This window comes from Paraburkholderia madseniana, assembly GCF_009690905.1.
In the GTDB taxonomy this organism is placed as follows: Bacteria; Pseudomonadota; Gammaproteobacteria; order Burkholderiales; family Burkholderiaceae; genus Paraburkholderia; species Paraburkholderia madseniana.
In genome coordinates, this window is record NZ_VOSW01000107.1 from 1 (window position 1) to 16,351 (window position 16,351).

A 16,351-nucleotide genomic window follows, 5' to 3' on the forward strand; every position below is an offset into this window, starting at 1 on the left:
CCCCCGCCCCAAGGTCTCGCGCCGTGACCCGCCAGTTCGGCCCGCTGATCTGGGCGTTCAACCTGTTGCCGTCGGCGTGGTGTCACGCCGGGTGGCTGCCGTCCGGCATCGACGACACGACGCTGCGCGATCGCCGCGCGACCGACAACCCGTGCCACCGTTATTTGTCGCCGTGGCTGCTGCAAACGCGCTCGCTTGCCGGCGATTTCGAATTCACATTCGCTGACCGCCTCACGCGCACGGTGCTCGTCGATGAAGCGGCGCTCGCGCGGCTCGCGACGCTGCTCGGCGTGCTGCTGCGCCGCGAACTACTACGTCGAGTGATCGACGGCGCCGCCCTCGCGTCGATCCGTTCTGCGGTGGGCATGAAGGAAATCGGCTTCGTGGCGTCGAGCGTCGAATCGTTCAGGCTGGACGTGCCGGGAGGGATGACCGGCGTGCCGACGGGCGACGTCGGCGCGCAACTTCAGCGCGACGGCGTGTTACTGCTGATGCATCTGTTAGGAACCTCCCCCCGTGCGGTCATCGGCCGTATACAGCTCAGATTCGCGCCGGCCGTAGAGGTGTGCGCGCCGCGCTTCTGTTGCGCTGACGATGCCGCACGGGCCAAAGCATGGATCGTCGATCAACTCGTGCCGAGGATGCTGCCGTCATGGACGCCCCTTTTTTGCTAGTCGGCGAGGGCCTGCGCGTTGCGCCGGGCCGTCGCGTGCTGAAGGCCGCCGAGTACACCGCGCTGGCTGACGCACAGGGTTTGCTGGACGCCGCCCGCGAGTCGGCGCGCGCATCCGCGCAACGCGCGCTCGACGAAGCGCAGGAAGAGCGCCGGCGCGGTTTTCGGGAAGGCGCCGACGACGCTCGCCGCGAGGCGGCCACGACGCTCGCGGCCATCGGTGCAGGCGCTGCGCGAACGCTCGCGCGAATCGAACCGCTGCTGGCCGAGGCCGTGATGACCGCGCTGCGCGGCGTGCTGGACGAGGCGCCGGCCACGGTGTTTTACGACGCCGTGCTGCGCAAGATAGCCCGTTTTGTGCGCGACCAGCGTTTCCTCACGCTGCGCGTCGCGCCGCAGGACGAAGCGGCAGCGCGCACGCAGATCGACGCGCTGCACGCGCAAGGCGTATTTGCGGGTCTCGTAGACATTCAGGTGGACGCGACACTCGCGCCGCTTTCGGCCGTGATGAGTTCGGAGTCCGGCACCGTCGACGCGAGCCTCGACCTGCAGCTCGAAGGCCTGCGCGCCGCGCTCGAGCGGGAAGCGGCCCAGGTCGCCGCCAGCATCGTGGACGACGAAAGCGCGGACGCGAACCAGGCCGATCGAGCCACCGGGGGCTTTGGCGAACCCGACAGCCTGCGCGCAGACCCCGGCGTTTTCCGACGAGGAGCCGCTAGTGACCTCAGCGAATAACGTGCTCGACAGCGCAGCACTGGCTGCATGCCGCGGCGAGACGGGCGCACCGGGCCTCACTGCGGCTACTGCTACGACCGAGGTTCGGCCCGGCTGGCGCACCCATGCGAAGCCGAAGCCGGTCGACATGCAGCGCTTGTCGACGGCGCTTGGCCGCGCGCTAGGCACCGCGCCGCCGATCGCGTTGCGCGGACGCGTGATCGAAGCCGTCGGCATTCTGGTGAAGGCGGCCGGTGTGCGCGTGAAGATCGGCGAGATCTGCGAGCTCGTGTCGGCGGGCGGGGAGCGCGCGCTTGCCGAAGTGGTGGGCTTCTCGAAGGACGGCGTGCTGCTGATGCCGTATGCCGGGTTGCCGGGCCTGTCGCCCGAGACCGAGGTGATCGCGTGCGGCCGCCCGCACGAAGTGACGGTGGGCGATGCGCTGCTCGGGCGCGTGCTCGACGGCTTCGGCAACCCGATCGACGGTCTTGGCGAGCTCGCCGGGCCGGGGCTCGCGCGCGCGGGCGTGCATGCGGCGCCGCCCGATCCGATGAAGCGGCGCATCATCGACGTGCCGATGCCGACTGGCGTGCGCGTGATCGACGCGTTCCTCACGCTTGGCGAAGGCCAGCGGGTCGGCATTTTCGCGCCGGCGGGCGCGGGTAAGAGCTCGCTGATGGGGATGCTGGCGCGCACCGCCGAGGCGGACGTCAACGTGATCGCGCTGATCGGCGAGCGCGGCCGCGAGGTGCGCGAGTTCATCGAGCATTCGCTGGGCGAGGAGGGCATGGCGCGCTCGGTGTGCGTGGTCGCCACCTCCGACAAGAGCGCGATCGAGCGCACGCGCGCGGCCTATGTCGCGACCGCAATCGCAGAAGACTTCCGCGCGCGCGGCGCGCGCGTCTTGCTGATGATGGATTCGCTCACGCGCTTCGCGCGCGGGCAGCGCGAAATCGGGCTGGCCAGCGGCGAGCCGCCGACGCGGCGCGGCTATCCGCCGTCGATGTTCTCCGAGCTGCCGAAGCTGCTCGAGCGCACCGGCCAGAGCGACACGGGGTCGATCACGGCGCTCTACACCGTACTCGTCGAAGACGAGCAGACCGCCGATCCGGTTGCCGAGGAAGCGCGCTCGATTCTCGATGGGCACATCATCCTGTCGCGCAAGATCGCGGCGAAGAACCGTTATCCGGCGGTCGACGTGCTTGGGAGCGTGAGCCGCGTGATGTCGCAGATCGTGCCGCGCGAGCACGCGGATGCCGCCGGCAAGGTGCGCAAGCTGATCGCGAAGCACGAAGAGCTCGAGCTGCTCGTGCAGATCGGCGAATACAAGAGCGGCACCGACAAGCTCGGCGACGAAGCGATCAGGAAGGCCGACGCGATCACGAGCTTTCTGGCGCAGCGCTCGGACGACTACACGTCGTTCGACGACGCGCTGTCGTACCTGGCCCAGCTGGCGCGTTAGGCGCGCCGGTCCTCACGCGGCACAGGGGCAATCATGGCCGGACAGTTCAAACGCATCGTAGAGGTTCGCCGGCGCCGCGAGCAGTCACTGCAACGCGTGCTTGCCGAGATGCGCGACGCGCGCGACGCGCAGCAAAAGGAATTGTGCAAAGCCGAGCGACGCATCCGCGACCAGGAGCAGGGGCTTGCCGCGTACTGGAGCGCGCTGATGAAAGGACTCGGCGACGGCCTCGATTACCAGGCGTTCCAGGCGGCGCTGGTGTGGCGGGAAACGCTGCAGGCCCGCTTGCAGGCCGAGCAGCAGATGGTGCCGCAATACGTGGTGGCGCTCGAGAAAGCGGAAGCAAAAGTCGCGCGCGCAGCGGACGACGTGAAGGATGCGAACCGCTCGCTGCGCAATATCGAAGAGCAGTACAAGCGCGAACGCGAGGCCGATGCGCTGCTGGCCGAATTGCTGGCCGAGGCCGAAGCGGACGAATTTGTCGAGACCTTGCCGCCGAAGGGCCGCAACTGAGACGGAGAAGAGCGATGCAGCGAAAGCAGGTTGTCGAAAGTCATCCGACGCTCGCGGCGGCGCGTCCCGACGCCGCCCCGCGTGCGGATCACGATTCCGCGGAGATGCGGGCGCGGCAGAAGGCGTTCGCGTCGTGCCTCGCGACGGTGCGGCAACGCGGCGGCGTGCTGTTCGCGGATGCTCAGCGGCAACGCAATGCCGAACCCGCTGGCGAACCGGCATGGGCGAACGCGTTCGATACGTTTTCCGACAGCGGCCGCGATGGCGGTGCTAACGACTCGGGCGGCGAGGATGGTGGCAACGGCGAGGCCGCTGCCAGCGCATGGGTGGAACAGGCACGACCGCTGCGCACGGACGACAACGCTGGCGTGGACGGTGTGTGGAACGAACGCGACGACGCGGCAATGGGCGCAGCCGCGGGTGCCGCGATCGCCGATCCGCTCGTGCACCACGTGTGCGGCCGCTTGCTGGAGGCGGTGCGGGTCAGCATGGGTGCCACGAAATTGACCGTGCGGGTACCGCTTGGCGACGGCCCGTTGAGCGGGGCCGACGCCGTGCTCACGCGCGAGGGCAACCAGCTGACCGTGCGGATTCGCGCGGCAACCGGCGACTTACGGTGCCGCCTCGCGGGCCACGCGCAGGCACTGCGCCGGCGGCTCGTGGGCGCGGCGCCGGATTGCCTCGTCATGGTCGACGTGTGCGAAGGCGGCGGCGACGAACGCACCGAATACGCATGAGCGCACGCGACGATATGGCCGGCATTGCGGACGTCGAGGTTATCGGCGCAACAGACTTCGAACAGGCAGGTGCGCCGGGCGGTGAATCGCCGGGAGAGCCGGTGACCCCGGACCTTGCCGGTTTGCTCGACCAGGTGGACTGGCGCGTCGCGCAGCACACGAACCGCCTGTTGGGCCGCTTTGCGCCGCGCGCGTGTGCGATCGGCATGGCCGAAGTCGATTTCCGCTGGGACATCGGCGCGCCAACCGGCTGGCGTCCCGCCGTGACGCTGCGCGCGCGGCTCGGCAATACCCGGTTTCAGGTCCATCTGGAATCGGTCAAACTCGTGTTCGGCGACGCGCTGCCGCCGCTCGACACGCTGCCCGACATCGCGCTGCGAGTGCTGGCCGCGCAGGCATGCGAACAGGCCGTCGAAGCGATTGAGCGGATGAGCGGCGAGACGCTGCTGATCGAGGCCGTCGACGTTCTGCCGAGCCAGGGCGCGGGTGCTGAAGGGTTCGCGTTCACGCTCGAAGATCCAGTGTCGGGCCGGCGCATGCGCGGCTGCGTGTCGGGCCACGCCATCGAGCTCGCAGCGCAAATGTGCGCGTACTGGCCGCGCGCCGAGCCGGCCCTGGAGCGGCTGCCGGTGCGCTGCCGGTTCGTGATCGGCCACGCGCGGCTCACCTGTGCCGAATTGAAGGGAACCAGTGAAGGCGATCTGTTACTCATCAAGCGTGCAGTCGAATCCGCGGATGGCCTGGGTGTTGCAGTGGCCATGGCGGGCAGCTCGCGCATCCGGATGCGCGCACAGGCAAATGGCGACGGGGTGCAGATCATGGACGATGCCGGTTTTGAAGACGAATTTGCGGACCCGATCGGTTTGTCGCCGCTCACGGACGCCGGGCCCGAACACGCGCTTCACGCCCGCGGCGAAGCGGGAGAAGCTGTAGCCGCGAACGGATCCCCGCATCCGGACGCGAACCCTTTCGGCGAGCTCGAACTTGGCTTGAGCTTCGAACTCGGCGAGCAGACGCTCACGCTCGGCGAGCTCGGGGCAATCGGACCGGGCTATGTATTCCGGCTCGCCCAGCCGGTCGCCGACACGCAGATCGGCATTCGCGTGAACGGCCGCGTGGTGGGGAACGGGCAACTGGTCTCGCTCGGCGATGTACTCGGGGTGCGCGTCACGCGGCTCCTGCAGGCATAGGGAGCCAGGCTGATGCAATCCAGCTTCCTGCCCGATCCGCTCACCGCGTTTGCGATTCTCGCGCTGCTCGGCACGCTGCCGTTTATCGCGTTCGTCGTGACGTCGTTCACCAAGATCGTCGTCGTGCTGGGCCTCGCGCGCCAGGCGCTCGGCGTGCAGCAGATGCCGCCGACCACCGTGCTCAACGGGCTTGCCGTGATCCTGTCGGCGTACATCATGGCGCCGGTCGGTAGCGCGGCCTACGATGTCGCGCTGCCGTATCTGTCGAACGGGCATCAGATTTCATTCGACGTCGTGCAGCACGTCGTCGAAGGCGCCAAGGCGCCGTTCACGGATTTTCTGAAGCGGCATGCCGATCCGCGCGAGCGCAAGTTCTTCGTGAAGACCGCGCAGTCGCTGTGGCCGAAGGCGCAGGCCGATCTGGTGAAGGACGACGATCTAATGGTGTTGATTCCGTCGTTCACCGTGTCGGAGCTGACGGCCGCGTTCCAGATCGGGCTCATTCTGTATCTCGCGTTCGTGGTCGTCGACTTCGTCGTCGCAGCGGTGCTGCTGTCGCTCGGCATGTCGATGATCTCACCGACCACGGTGTCGATCCCGTTCAAGCTGCTGCTGTTCGTGTCGCTCGACGGCTGGGGTAAGCTTGTTCACGGCCTCGTGCTCACCTACCGCTAACGCAACGCCTTCCTGCTTCGCGCCGCCATGTCGACTCCGTCTACCAGCAGTTCCGCGCCGTCCCGCGAAGCGGGCGCCAACCCGCTCGCGCGCGTGCAGAAATTCATCGCGAAGAATCAGGACGTGGTGCTCGTCGCGCTGATCATTGCGGTGATCGCGCTGATGATCTTTCCATTGCCGTTCCCCGTGCTCGACGGATTGATCGCTTTCAACATCGCGATCAGCTTGACGCTGCTCATGTCGGCCATCTATGTGCCGGAGGCGCTGGCGATGTCGACCTTTCCGTCGCTGCTGCTGTTCACGACGTTGTTGCGGCTCGGCCTGAACATCGCCTCGGTCAAGCTGATCCTGCTGCATGCGCACGCGGGCGAAGTGATCGAAACGTTCGGCCGCATGGTGGTCGGCGGCAACTACGTGGTGGGCGGCGTGGTGTTCCTGATCATCACGATCGTGCAGTTCGTCGTGATCGCGAAGGGCTCGGAACGGGTCGCCGAGGTGGGCGCGCGCTTCACGCTCGACGGCATGCCCGGCAAGCAGATGAGTATCGACGCGGACCTGCGCAACAACATCATCACCGCGGACGACGCGCGCAAGCGCCGCAAGCACCTCGAACTCGAGAGCCAGATGCACGGCGGGATGGACGGTGCGATGAAGTTCGTGAAGGGCGACGCGATCGCGGGGCTCATCATTTCGGTGGTCAACATCGTTGCCGGCATCTGCGTCGGCTCGATGATGATGGGCATGTCGGTGGGCGATGCAGCGGCGCGCTACGCGATTCTCACGGTCGGCGACGGCATGGTATCGCAGATCCCGTCGCTGTTCATCTCGATCGCGGCCGGTGTGCTGATCACGCGGGTGACCGGCGCGAGCGCCGAAGAGTCGAACCTGGGCGCGGATATTGGCAAGCAGCTGCTGGCACAGCCCAAGGCGCTAATGATCACCGCGATCATCCTGACGATCTGTGCGCTGTTGCCGGGCTTCCCTAAGCCGCAATTCGGGCTGCTCGCGCTAGCGGTAGGCGGTATCGGCTGGTCGCTGATGAAGAAGAGCAAAGCCGCGGCCAGTGCGGCCGAGCATGTCGAGATGGCCGCGTTTGCGCGCGAAGGCGCGAAAGACCTGCCGCCAATGCTCGAGCAGGCCGCGCCGATGACGGCCGCCCCGGTGCTGATCCGGCCGTCGCCGGAACTGGCGCGCCGGCTGCAGCGCGACGCGCTCAACGAGGCGGTCGAGGCGGCGCGCGCCGAGGTGCACGAAGATCTCGGCGTGCCGTTCCCGGGCATGCGGATGTATATCGACGAGAAGCTGGAGGGCGCGTGCTACACGATGTTCGCGTTCGACGTGCCGTTCGGCGAAGGTCAGTGGCACGACGACGCGATACCGCTCGTGGTGTCCATCGCAAAGCAGCGGCAGCTAAGAGATCTGGGCATCGTCTTCGAGGACGGGTTGCCGTGCGCGTATGCGGGAACGGCATGGGTGGCAAAGCGCAGTGCCGCCGCGCTTGCCAGTTCGGGTGTCGCGCCCGCGACGCTCGAACAGTGGATCGCTGGCCACGTGAAGGGGCTGCTGCGCGAGAACGCATCGCTCTATCTGGGCATGCAGGAAGTGCGCACGATCGTCGTGCGCGCAGAGAAGGATTATCCCGATGTCGCCAGCGAAGCGGCCAAGGCCATGACGCTGCAACGCATGACCGAAGTGTTCCGGCGTCTCGTCGAAGAGGGCGTGCCGGTGCGCAACGTGCGGGCGATTCTCGAGGCGCTGGCGATCTGGGCGCCCCGCGAAAAGGATACGGTGCTGCTCACCGAACATGTGCGCGTGGCGCTCGGCCGCTACATCACGCACAGGGTGACGGCCGGCGACAGCGGTCTGGACGTCGTGCTGCTGGCGCCGAAAACGGAGCAGCTGATTCGCCAGTCGGTGCAGCAGGGCGGCGGCGGCACGTACATTCCGGTGGCGCCCGAACGCGCAAGACATATGGCCGGCCAGGCGTCGGCCCTCGGGGCGCAGTCGGCGAGGGGCGCGGTCATGGTGACGCACATGGACGTGCGGCGCTATGTGAAGAAGATGCTCGAACCGTATCTGCCGGACATTGCGGTGTTTTCATTCGAGGAGCTGAACGCGTCGGTGAAGCTCAATCCGCTCGGCCAGGTGGAAGTCTAACGAACAGGGGACACGCAATGGACGTTCAGACCGTAACCGACCTGTGTTTTCGCGGGCTGCAGCTCGTGATTGTGCTGTCGTTGCCCGCGGTGGTGGTGTCTTCCGCGGTGGGCTTTTTTATCGCACTGGTGGAGACCATCACCTCGATCCAGGACCAGAGCATCGCAGGCGGCGCAAAGATCATCTCCGTGTTCATTACCGTCATGCTGACGGCGCATTGGTCGGCCAGTGCGATCCTCAATTACGCGAACACGCTGTTCGACGCGATTGCCAGCGTCGGCGTGCGTGCTCATGGCTAACCCGGTGTCGTTCATCGAACCGATGGAGGCGCTGCTGTTCGCGTCGACCCGGCTGATGTCGATGTTCATCGTGTTTCCGATCCTACAACAAAAGGCGGTCGGCAACATGGTTCGCGCGGGCCTCGCGGTGAGTCTCGCCTGCCTGGTCCTGCCGCTCACCTGGGCGCAGATGCCGCACACGATGGATGCCGCGCAGATCATCTTCGTGGTCGCGAAAGAAACGATGATCGGCGTGCTGCTGGGTTACTGCGGGGGACTGCTGCTATGGGCAGTGGAGGGAATGGGCAGTTTTGTCGACCTACAGACAGGGGCTAACTCGTCGGCCGTCGTCGAGCCAATGTCCGGCCATCCGCAGGGCCCCACCGGTGGTTTCCTGCTGCAACTGTTCAGCACGCTGCTGTTGACGTCCGGCGGCTTTCTCACGCTGCTGCGCGCGGTATTCGACTCGTACCTCGTGTGGCCGGTATTTTCGACCGTACCGATTCTCGCGCGCGGCTTCGACCAGTTTCTCACGCTGCAGTGGGACAGCCTGACCGATCTGCTGCTCAAGCTGAGCGCACCGATCGTGCTGCTGCTCGTGCTGATCGAACTGGCGCTCGGCCTCGTGGCGCGCTACATGCACTCGCTCGACGTTCACTTTCAGTCGATGGCGCTCAAGCAGCTCGCGTCGACAATCATGTTGATGGTGCTGCTCAACATGTTCTTCTCGAGCGCGATGGACCTCTTCTCGCCTGAATCCCAGGTGCGCGCGCTGATTCATCGCATTTCGCCCGACTACCAACAGTCGCATTGACTGACAGCCCGTGTCGGCGCGTGTGCCGACCGGTCGTATCGCTCCATTAATTGATCAGGACCGCGTATCGATTGAACGCGATGCGCACGCGTGCCCGTTCGAGTCCCACGAACGCCTGCCGTTCCGTATCGCATTCATGTGACCAGAAGATGACAATTTTGTCTGATGAAGAAGGCGTTCCTGTTGCGCGCAATCCCAACTTCTCTACCCGTTTCTCAGAAATGGAAATGCTCGAAGCGGGCTTTTTTCACACCTGATAGAGCGGCTTTCCAGAGATCAGTTTCGAGTCAAGAAACGCCTTATAAAACAACGGCATAGGCCGTTCATCGTGATGGCATGGATGGTGCTCTAGTGGGCCCGGGCGTCGGATGTCGCGTGCATTCAGGAGCGCGATGCAAACCCACCAGGCGCTGTAGCCACTGTTATCCAGCAGACCATCCACCAAGAAGGACGCGACATGATTAGCACCTCGATCGGAGCGCTCACCGCAACGGATCTCGCTGAGCGGGACCGGGTATTGGCGAAGCTGTTCAGAGAGCACCAACGACGTTTGTTTCAATTCATCTTCAAGCGGGTACGCGATGTCTACGAGGCGACCGAGCTGACGCAGCAGGCCTTTGTCGAGGCCTGTCACGGGTTTGGCACGTTCCGCGGGGAATCGGAGTGCGCCACGTGGCTGTATGGCATCGCGGTGAATCTGATTCGCAACCACGTCAATCGTTCGCCGAGCCGCCGCTACGACTTTTGCGGCGATGAAACGATCGAGCTGATGGAGTCGCCGCAAGGCGATCCGTTTGACCACGTCAGTACGAAACAGAAGGCCACGCATATGCAGCACGGTCTCGACGGGCTGCCCGACGATCTGCGCAAGACGTTGCTGATGGTCACGATCGAGGATCGAAGCTACGAAGACGTGGCCGTCGAACTCGCGATTCCGGTCGGCACCGTGCGCAGCCGCGTGTCGCGCTCTCGCGTGATGCTGCGCGAGCGGCTCGAGAGCCGCGCTGTCGTCGCTCAAGGCGCGTAAAGGGAGACCACGCGATGGGTGCAATGCGTTGGGGTGGTTCGATACTGGCGGCAGCGGTGCTGACGCTGTGCTCTCCGGCACGGCTGCATGCGGCCGAAATACATTGGCAAGCCGCGCCGTTTTCATATCTGGCGGAAGGCAAGAAGCTGCCGGACTTTCTGCGGGAATTCGCGGCGTCGCAAGGGCTCGTTGCGATTGTCGACAAGGACACCGACGGCGTGGTTAGCGGCAATTTCAACATGCCGCCCGCGCGAATGCTGGAGACCATCAGCCGCAGCTTCGGGCTCGTCTGGTACTACGACGGCCGCTTCATTTACTTTTATCCGGCCGGCTCGGTCAGCACGAAGATCATCAAGCTGACGAGTGCGCCGCCTTCGCGGCTCGTTGCAAGCCTTCATGCCCTCGGCATTGAGGACCGGCGCTTTCCGCTGACCGTCGACGAGAAGGAAGGCACCGTGATTGCGACCGGGCCCGGCCGCTATGTCGAGCTCGTGGATCAGGTCGCTCAGCTTGTGGATCAGCGGCAGAACTCCGTGTCGAATGCGGAAGTGCGGGTGTTTCCGCTGCGCTATGCGTGGGCGCAGGACCGGACCTTGTCGAACGGCGAGCCGATTGCGGGTGTGGTCACGGTGCTCAAGGGCGTGTTTGGCCAGCAGGGCGGCGACAGCAGGGCGAGCGGGCGCGCGGGCACGACCCCGCAGCAGATCAAGGCGATCGCGCAGGGGCGCACGGTAAATTCGCCGGTGTTCGGCAAGATGAATGTGCCGCCGGATATGGGCGATGCGTTCGCCGCCTACGACCAGGCGAAGCACGGTAACGCGGACGGATCGGGCGCTTCGAGTGCTTCGAACGATGGCGGACTGCCGCGCTTCCAGAGCGACAGTCAGATCAACGCGGTGATCGTGCGCGACTACGCGTGGCGCATGGACAGCTACGGCAAGCTGATCGAAGCGCTCGACGTGAAGCCGGGCCAGATCGAGATCGAAGCGAAGATCATCGACGTACGCGTCGAGTCGCTGCAGGCGCTCGGCGTCGACTGGCAGTTCAACAGCTCCCACGTCAACCTGAGCTTCAGCGGCCACCCACAGAGCTCGACTTCCACGACCAGCGGATCGTCGTCGGGCAGCACGGCGCTTGGCATCGCGTCGGGGAACCAACTGGTGGACGGCGCCGTGCCCGGTGCGTTGGCGACCACGATCATCGGCGGCGCGGCGCACTCGCTGCTTACGAGCGTCAATGCACTCGCGCAGGACGGCAACGCGCGCGTCGTTTCGCAGCCGAAGGTGCTGACGCAGGACAACGTGCAGGCCACGCTTTCGGACAACCAGACCTTCTATGTTCGCGTGGCGGGCAGCTTCAGCAGCGACCTGTACAGCGTGACAGCCGGCACGACACTGCGCGTGACGCCGCTGTCGATCGTCGACCAGAACGGGCAGCGCAAGGTGAAGCTCAGCATTCACGTCGAAGACGGCGAGCTGACATCGGCGACGGTCGACCAGATTCCCGTGATCGACAACCGCAACATCGACACCGAGGCAATGATCGACGAAGGCAGCAGCCTGCTGATCGGCGGGCTCGTCTACGAGCAGGACTCGTCCGTCAATTCGGGCATTCCATTCATGTCGAAGATCCCCTTGATCGGCGCGCTGTTCCACCAGAAGAACGACAACAAGGTGCGCCTCGAACGGCTCTTTCTGATTACACCCCGTCTGATCGACGGCTAATCCCCAATGGAGAGTTGACATGCTGATGCTGAAAGTAGCGCGAGGACTGCACGCGGGCGCTGAGCTTGCGCTGCAGGCGCGTTCATATCTGATTGGCAGCGACGAGTCGTCATGCGACGTCGTGCTGCTCGACGACGGCGTGCGCCCGCAGCACGGAAGACTCACAGTAACCGCCGACGGCGACGTGTTCATCGAGTGGCTCGACGGCACGCCGTGCGAAAGCGGCGACGAGTCTAGCCCTTCGGCGCGCACGTCGCTCGACGACAACGTCGCGGTGACGATCGGCGCGGCGCATGTCGTGGTGCTTGGCATGGTCCGCAAGCCGTCGGCACAACGCGATCCGACCGCCGCTTTTCCACAAGCCGATGCGGCCGCCGCTTCTCCACAAACCGATGCCGATGCCCGTGCAGCGCACGCGGACCCGCAGCAGGAGACGGCAACCTCGACCGCCCTGCTGGTCGCGTCGGCTCCGTCGCGCTGGCGCGGCAATCTTTTCGGTGGATTGGCAACCGTGTTCGTCGTGCTGTTCGCGGTCGGCGGCGCGCTGGCGGTCGCGCAAACGCTCGGTCCCGACGATCGCCAGACGCAGCAGCTCGAAGCGGTTCTGCAGTTGCTCGGGTACACGAATCTGGAGGTCGAAACCAGCGAGCGGGGCGAACCTGCCGTCTCGGGTTATCTGCCGTCGCAGTCGGACCTCGACCGGCTGCGAAGCGCGCTTGCGGCGCGCCGCTGCGATGCCGTGCTGCACGTCGCCGTGCGCGCCACCGTGCAGCAGTTCGATACCGGTCTTGCGAAGACCGGCTATCGGGTCGTGTCGAGCGGCGAGGACGTGACGATGCTCGAGCCGAAGCCGGCCGAGGTCCTCCGTCGTCCACCTGCTGTGGACTTGCGCATCCGCTCGGCGAGCGCTGGGGACGACGCGTACATCGAAACGGAGACTGGCCAGCGCTTCTACGTCGGCTCGATTTTGCCGGGCGGATTCGAACTCGCCGACGTGACCCCGCAAGGGGTGATCGTGACGAAAGAGGATCGCCGAATCGTCGTGCCGATCCATTGATCGCATGCGGACAACCTCGACAGGAATGCAAATGGACGGAATTGTTCGCATCGGATCGCATGCCGGATCGCCCGTGCCGTTGCGCACGGCGCCTCGCACTGTGGCCTTCGCCGTCTCGATCGCGCTGTGGGTCGGCGTCCCGGTCGGCGCTCACGCAGCGCTCTATTTGTGTCGCGACGGCGAGGGTCACGAATTCAGGATGCATCAGACAGTTGCACTGTCGCTGATCGACATGACCTGCGCGCCGCTCGACGGCGGTGCGCAGCCAGACGCGCAGCCGGCGGCGCTTCCCAACCGCTTTGCCCGGCCGGTGTCGATTGTGTTCCCGGTTTCCGCCGACGATCCGCTCGCAGCCAACGGCTTCCCGGCGCTGCCGGCCGCGCTGCGCTCACCGTTCGGCCTCGCGAAAGTGGGCGCGCCGCGCGCCGCGTTGCTCTCCAACGTCGCGCCGCTGATTCGCCAGGTCGCGAGCGAGTATCGCGAAGATCCGGGCTTGCTGATGGCTATCGTCAGCGTGGAGTCGGGATTCAACCCTTCGGCCGTGTCGCCGAAGGGCGCGGTCGGACTGATGCAACTGATGCCGGCCACGGCGCGCCGCTTCGGTCTGCAGGGCGAAGCCGGGGCGCTGTTCGATCCGCAGGTGAACCTGAGGCTGGGCGCGCGTTACCTCGGTTATCTGAAAAGCCTGTTCCCCAATGAGCTCGAGCGCGTGATCGCGGCCTACAACGCGGGCGAGGGCGCCGTGATGCGCTTCGGCGGCCGGATTCCGCCATTTGCCGAGACCCAGGCCTACGTGGTGTCGGTCATGCGTGCCTACGCGCAGTTCAGCGGCAGCAACTAGAGGGGCGGCGAACGCTTCGCGCGGGTCGGCGAACGCCTCGGTATGTCCAGGCGCGGGCCAATGGAGCCGGGCAGGCGTGCGGGTTACTGAAGAGACGAAAGATGCGCCGGCGCTGGCCTATCGGATTGCCAGGCGCGCCGGCGCGGCCTTCGCCGCGCGGTCGGGATGACGTGCGATGGGCCACAAAGGCGCTCGACGCGCAACGAGGAGAGTGACGATGAGAGCAGGCGACGTCCAATCGTGGCATCCCCACGAAGTGGAACTTGAAAGCGCAACGGCGCATGCAGTAGCCGAACCGCTGAGGTTTGCCGGCGCCCGCGCCAGTACCGACGCTCCGGAAATGCTGCGGGAGTGGCACGAGGCCGCGCAGGCGTTGCGTGGAGCGGCGACCGATCTGCGCCAACTGGAGCGCGAGCACGCCCGCATTGCGAGCCGCGCGCCGGCCGGCGCAAGCCCCGCGGCTCCGGCTGTTCACGCGGCCGGCGCGGACCTCGCTGTCCCGACGCAGGTCGAGCTGGCTGTGAGGCTGGCCGAACTCAAGGGTAAGCGCAAGCAGACTGACGAACAGGCGGCCGAGCTGCTCGGCAAGCTCGATTCGTTGCGTCAGGACGTCGAATCGATCGAAAACCGGAACAGGGAAAATCAGCTCAAGCTCACGCAGCGCTCCGATGAGCACAGGCGGCTGCTAGCTGACGCGCCGGCCGCCGTCGACGTCGAGAATGTCTCGGCGTTCGAGGACAGGTTGAAGGCGGCGCAGCAGCACGTTCAGCATCTCGACCAACAGCTCGGCAAGGAGAACGAGGCGCTTCGGCTCGCGCGCGATGCGTCCGCGGCGGCGCAGCGGCGCCAGACGATCCGTGACGGGGTGTTGCCGGTGATGATGGCCGACCACACCATCGAGGCCGCGCGGAACTGGGTGCATGCATTAGTCGGGGAACCGGTGCAGGCGCACCAGGGCGGTCGCCGCGCAACGCTGGCACAACGCATCAAGACCGATTTCGACCGCCTGTTCGCAACCTCGAACACGGGCGAAGTTCGCCCGCGCGCACAGGACCCCGCAGCCGCCCTGGAACGTTTGTTCAAGCTGTGTGCCACGCTGTTGCCCGAGGAAGAGTACGGCAAGCTTGAAGGCATCCAGGCGAGACTCGCAGCCACCGAGGCGGGGATGGACCAGCGCGAAGCGGTGCAGGGGAGGCTGCAGGTGCCGGGCGATTCTCTCGCCGCGCGCGTCGTGCGCTGGCTTGGTATGGAGCCGCACGCGATGGCCGCTACCCTGATCGTCGCCAAGGTGGCCGAGGGCAGCGACAAACAGGCCAAGGCGCACGTGGACGCGCAGAATGCAGCACCGACCGACGCGGCTGCTGCGCCTGCGCGCCGGGCGGCACGTCCGGCTCGCTCCGGACCTCCCGATACCGAGGTGATCGCCACGGGCGCCAAGCTCCTGCATAAGGCGTTGGCGAAGAACCGCGGCTGGCTTGCGGGTGTCCTGCTTGCCAACGCGCAGTCGTTCAGCGCGATGTTGAAGGTGGACGGCGTTGAACGGGCTGCGTTATGGGCTGACGAGTATGTGTCGCTGATCGAACCGCGCATTGCTGCCACCGAGGAGCGGCAGGTCGAGGCGCGCGACGCGCTCGGAGCGGCGCGCACCGAATTCTCCGCCGCGGCCGATGCGCGCGCCGCGCGGCTTGCCAGCGCGTCGGCCGAACGCACGCCGCGCATCGAGGCGGCCGAACGGGCGGTCGCGCGTGTTCGTGCGCAGTTGCAGGAAGACGGGCGCGCGCAGCAGAGCACGGTTGCGCGATACATGAAATTGACCGGCCAATATGCCGACAAGCTGTCGCGACGCGACCAACTCGACGCGGAGATCGAGGTGGTCGCCGGGCAGCGCGCCGCGATGCACGACGCGTGGCACGAGGCGAAGCAGGAGCATGCACAGGAGCGCCAGCGCCAGTTCGGCGAGCTCGCCGCCGCGCATGCCGCGCTCGACGATGCATGGGAAGCGGTACAATCGCAGCAGGCCATCGCCCGCGCGATCACGCCGGAAGCGCTCGACCGCGCGATCGGACGCCATCTTCAGCAGTCCACGGACCAGATGATCGAGCATCTGGTCCAGCGGGCCAAACTGCAGAATTCCGAAAGGCCGGCGCCAGGGGGAATGCTGCAGGTCGAAATCACCGCGACTTACAAGCACCGTTCCGACATGCTGCAGGCGCTCGCCGATGCCATCGACGATGCGTCGCGCCGCAATCCGCAGCTGCTCGCGGCGTCGACGCCGGCCGAGGTCGAAGGGCTAGGTTATCGGAACGCGCGCTTCGAATGGCTGTGCCAGCATGCGGGCGTCGTCGGGCATGGCGTGCGCCGCTCGGGTGGCCACGTCGATCATCCGAACGCGGTGACCAGCAGCTACACGCTCGACTGGGCGGAGGCGGGCAACAGCGGCGCGGTGCGCATCACGCATCTGTATCCATGGCTGCCGAGGCGGTGAGGAT

15 protein-coding genes are annotated in these 16,351 nt (G+C 66.0%); all 15 read left to right on the forward strand.

Translation table 11 applies throughout. The features are described from left to right. A partial coding sequence (locus FSO04_RS37235) for a SctK family type III secretion system sorting platform protein (RefSeq protein WP_206753084.1) occupies positions 1–674 on the forward strand: 674 nt, incomplete at its 5' end. Beyond that, positions 653–1,408, forward strand: coding sequence for a type III secretion system stator protein SctL (gene sctL / locus FSO04_RS37240; protein ID WP_166618325.1), 756 nt, complete (start codon positions 653–655; stop codon positions 1,406–1,408). The genes FSO04_RS37235 and sctL, both read left to right, overlap by 22 nt. Before the next feature lie 127 nt (positions 1,409–1,535). Beyond that, positions 1,536–2,849 (forward strand): type III secretion system ATPase SctN, encoded by a 1,314-nt coding sequence (gene sctN / locus FSO04_RS37245; protein WP_154566503.1) that lies wholly within the window; start codon positions 1,536–1,538, stop codon positions 2,847–2,849. Between the two features lie 33 nt (positions 2,850–2,882). After that, positions 2,883–3,362: a hypothetical protein gene (locus FSO04_RS37250; RefSeq protein ID WP_154566480.1), complete on the forward strand. Its 480-nt coding sequence runs from the start codon at positions 2,883–2,885 to the stop codon at positions 3,360–3,362. 14 nt (positions 3,363–3,376) lie between these two features. Then, entirely contained in the window at positions 3,377–4,099 is a 723-nt protein-coding gene (locus FSO04_RS46565) for a hypothetical protein (RefSeq protein WP_166618326.1), read from the forward strand. Further along, positions 4,096–5,289, forward strand: coding sequence for a type III secretion system cytoplasmic ring protein SctQ (gene sctQ / locus FSO04_RS37255; protein ID WP_166618327.1), 1,194 nt, complete (start codon positions 4,096–4,098; stop codon positions 5,287–5,289). Before FSO04_RS46565 ends, sctQ begins: the two co-directional genes overlap by 4 nt. A gap of 12 nt (positions 5,290–5,301) precedes the next feature. Continuing rightward, positions 5,302–5,964, forward strand: a complete 663-nt coding sequence (gene sctR, locus FSO04_RS37260; protein ID WP_154566482.1) for a type III secretion system export apparatus subunit SctR — start codon at positions 5,302–5,304, stop codon at positions 5,962–5,964. A 27-nt stretch (positions 5,965–5,991) separates the two neighbouring features. Beyond that, the gene (gene sctV, locus FSO04_RS37265; RefSeq protein WP_154566483.1) at positions 5,992–8,121 is read left to right on the forward strand and encodes a type III secretion system export apparatus subunit SctV; all 2,130 of its coding nucleotides are present in this window, start codon (positions 5,992–5,994) and stop codon (positions 8,119–8,121) included. Positions 8,122–8,138: 17 nt separating this feature from the next. Further along, positions 8,139–8,420, forward strand: coding sequence for a type III secretion system export apparatus subunit SctS (sctS, locus tag FSO04_RS37270; RefSeq protein WP_154566484.1), 282 nt, complete (start codon positions 8,139–8,141; stop codon positions 8,418–8,420). Further along, positions 8,413–9,213 (forward strand): type III secretion system export apparatus subunit SctT, encoded by an 801-nt coding sequence (sctT, locus tag FSO04_RS37275; RefSeq protein ID WP_154566485.1) that lies wholly within the window; start codon positions 8,413–8,415, stop codon positions 9,211–9,213. The genes sctS and sctT overlap by 8 nt, the downstream gene beginning before the upstream one ends. Positions 9,214–9,670: 457 nt before the next feature. Beyond that, positions 9,671–10,240: an RNA polymerase sigma factor gene (locus FSO04_RS37280; RefSeq protein ID WP_154566486.1), complete on the forward strand. Its 570-nt coding sequence runs from the start codon at positions 9,671–9,673 to the stop codon at positions 10,238–10,240. 14 nt (positions 10,241–10,254) lie between these two features. Continuing rightward, positions 10,255–11,964, forward strand: a complete 1,710-nt coding sequence (sctC, locus tag FSO04_RS37285; protein WP_154566487.1) for a type III secretion system outer membrane ring subunit SctC — start codon at positions 10,255–10,257, stop codon at positions 11,962–11,964. A gap of 19 nt (positions 11,965–11,983) precedes the next feature. Continuing rightward, positions 11,984–13,021 (forward strand): FHA domain-containing protein, encoded by a 1,038-nt coding sequence (locus FSO04_RS37290; protein WP_154566488.1) that lies wholly within the window; start codon positions 11,984–11,986, stop codon positions 13,019–13,021. Between the two features lie 31 nt (positions 13,022–13,052). Beyond that, positions 13,053–13,862 carry a lytic transglycosylase domain-containing protein gene (locus FSO04_RS37295; protein WP_233465132.1) on the forward strand — a complete coding sequence of 270 codons (810 nt, stop codon included), beginning with the start codon at positions 13,053–13,055 and terminating at the stop codon, positions 13,860–13,862. Between the two features lie 217 nt (positions 13,863–14,079). After that, positions 14,080–16,347 (forward strand): coiled-coil domain-containing protein, encoded by a 2,268-nt coding sequence (locus FSO04_RS37300; RefSeq protein WP_154566489.1) that lies wholly within the window; start codon positions 14,080–14,082, stop codon positions 16,345–16,347. Positions 16,348–16,351: the final 4 nt, after the last annotated feature.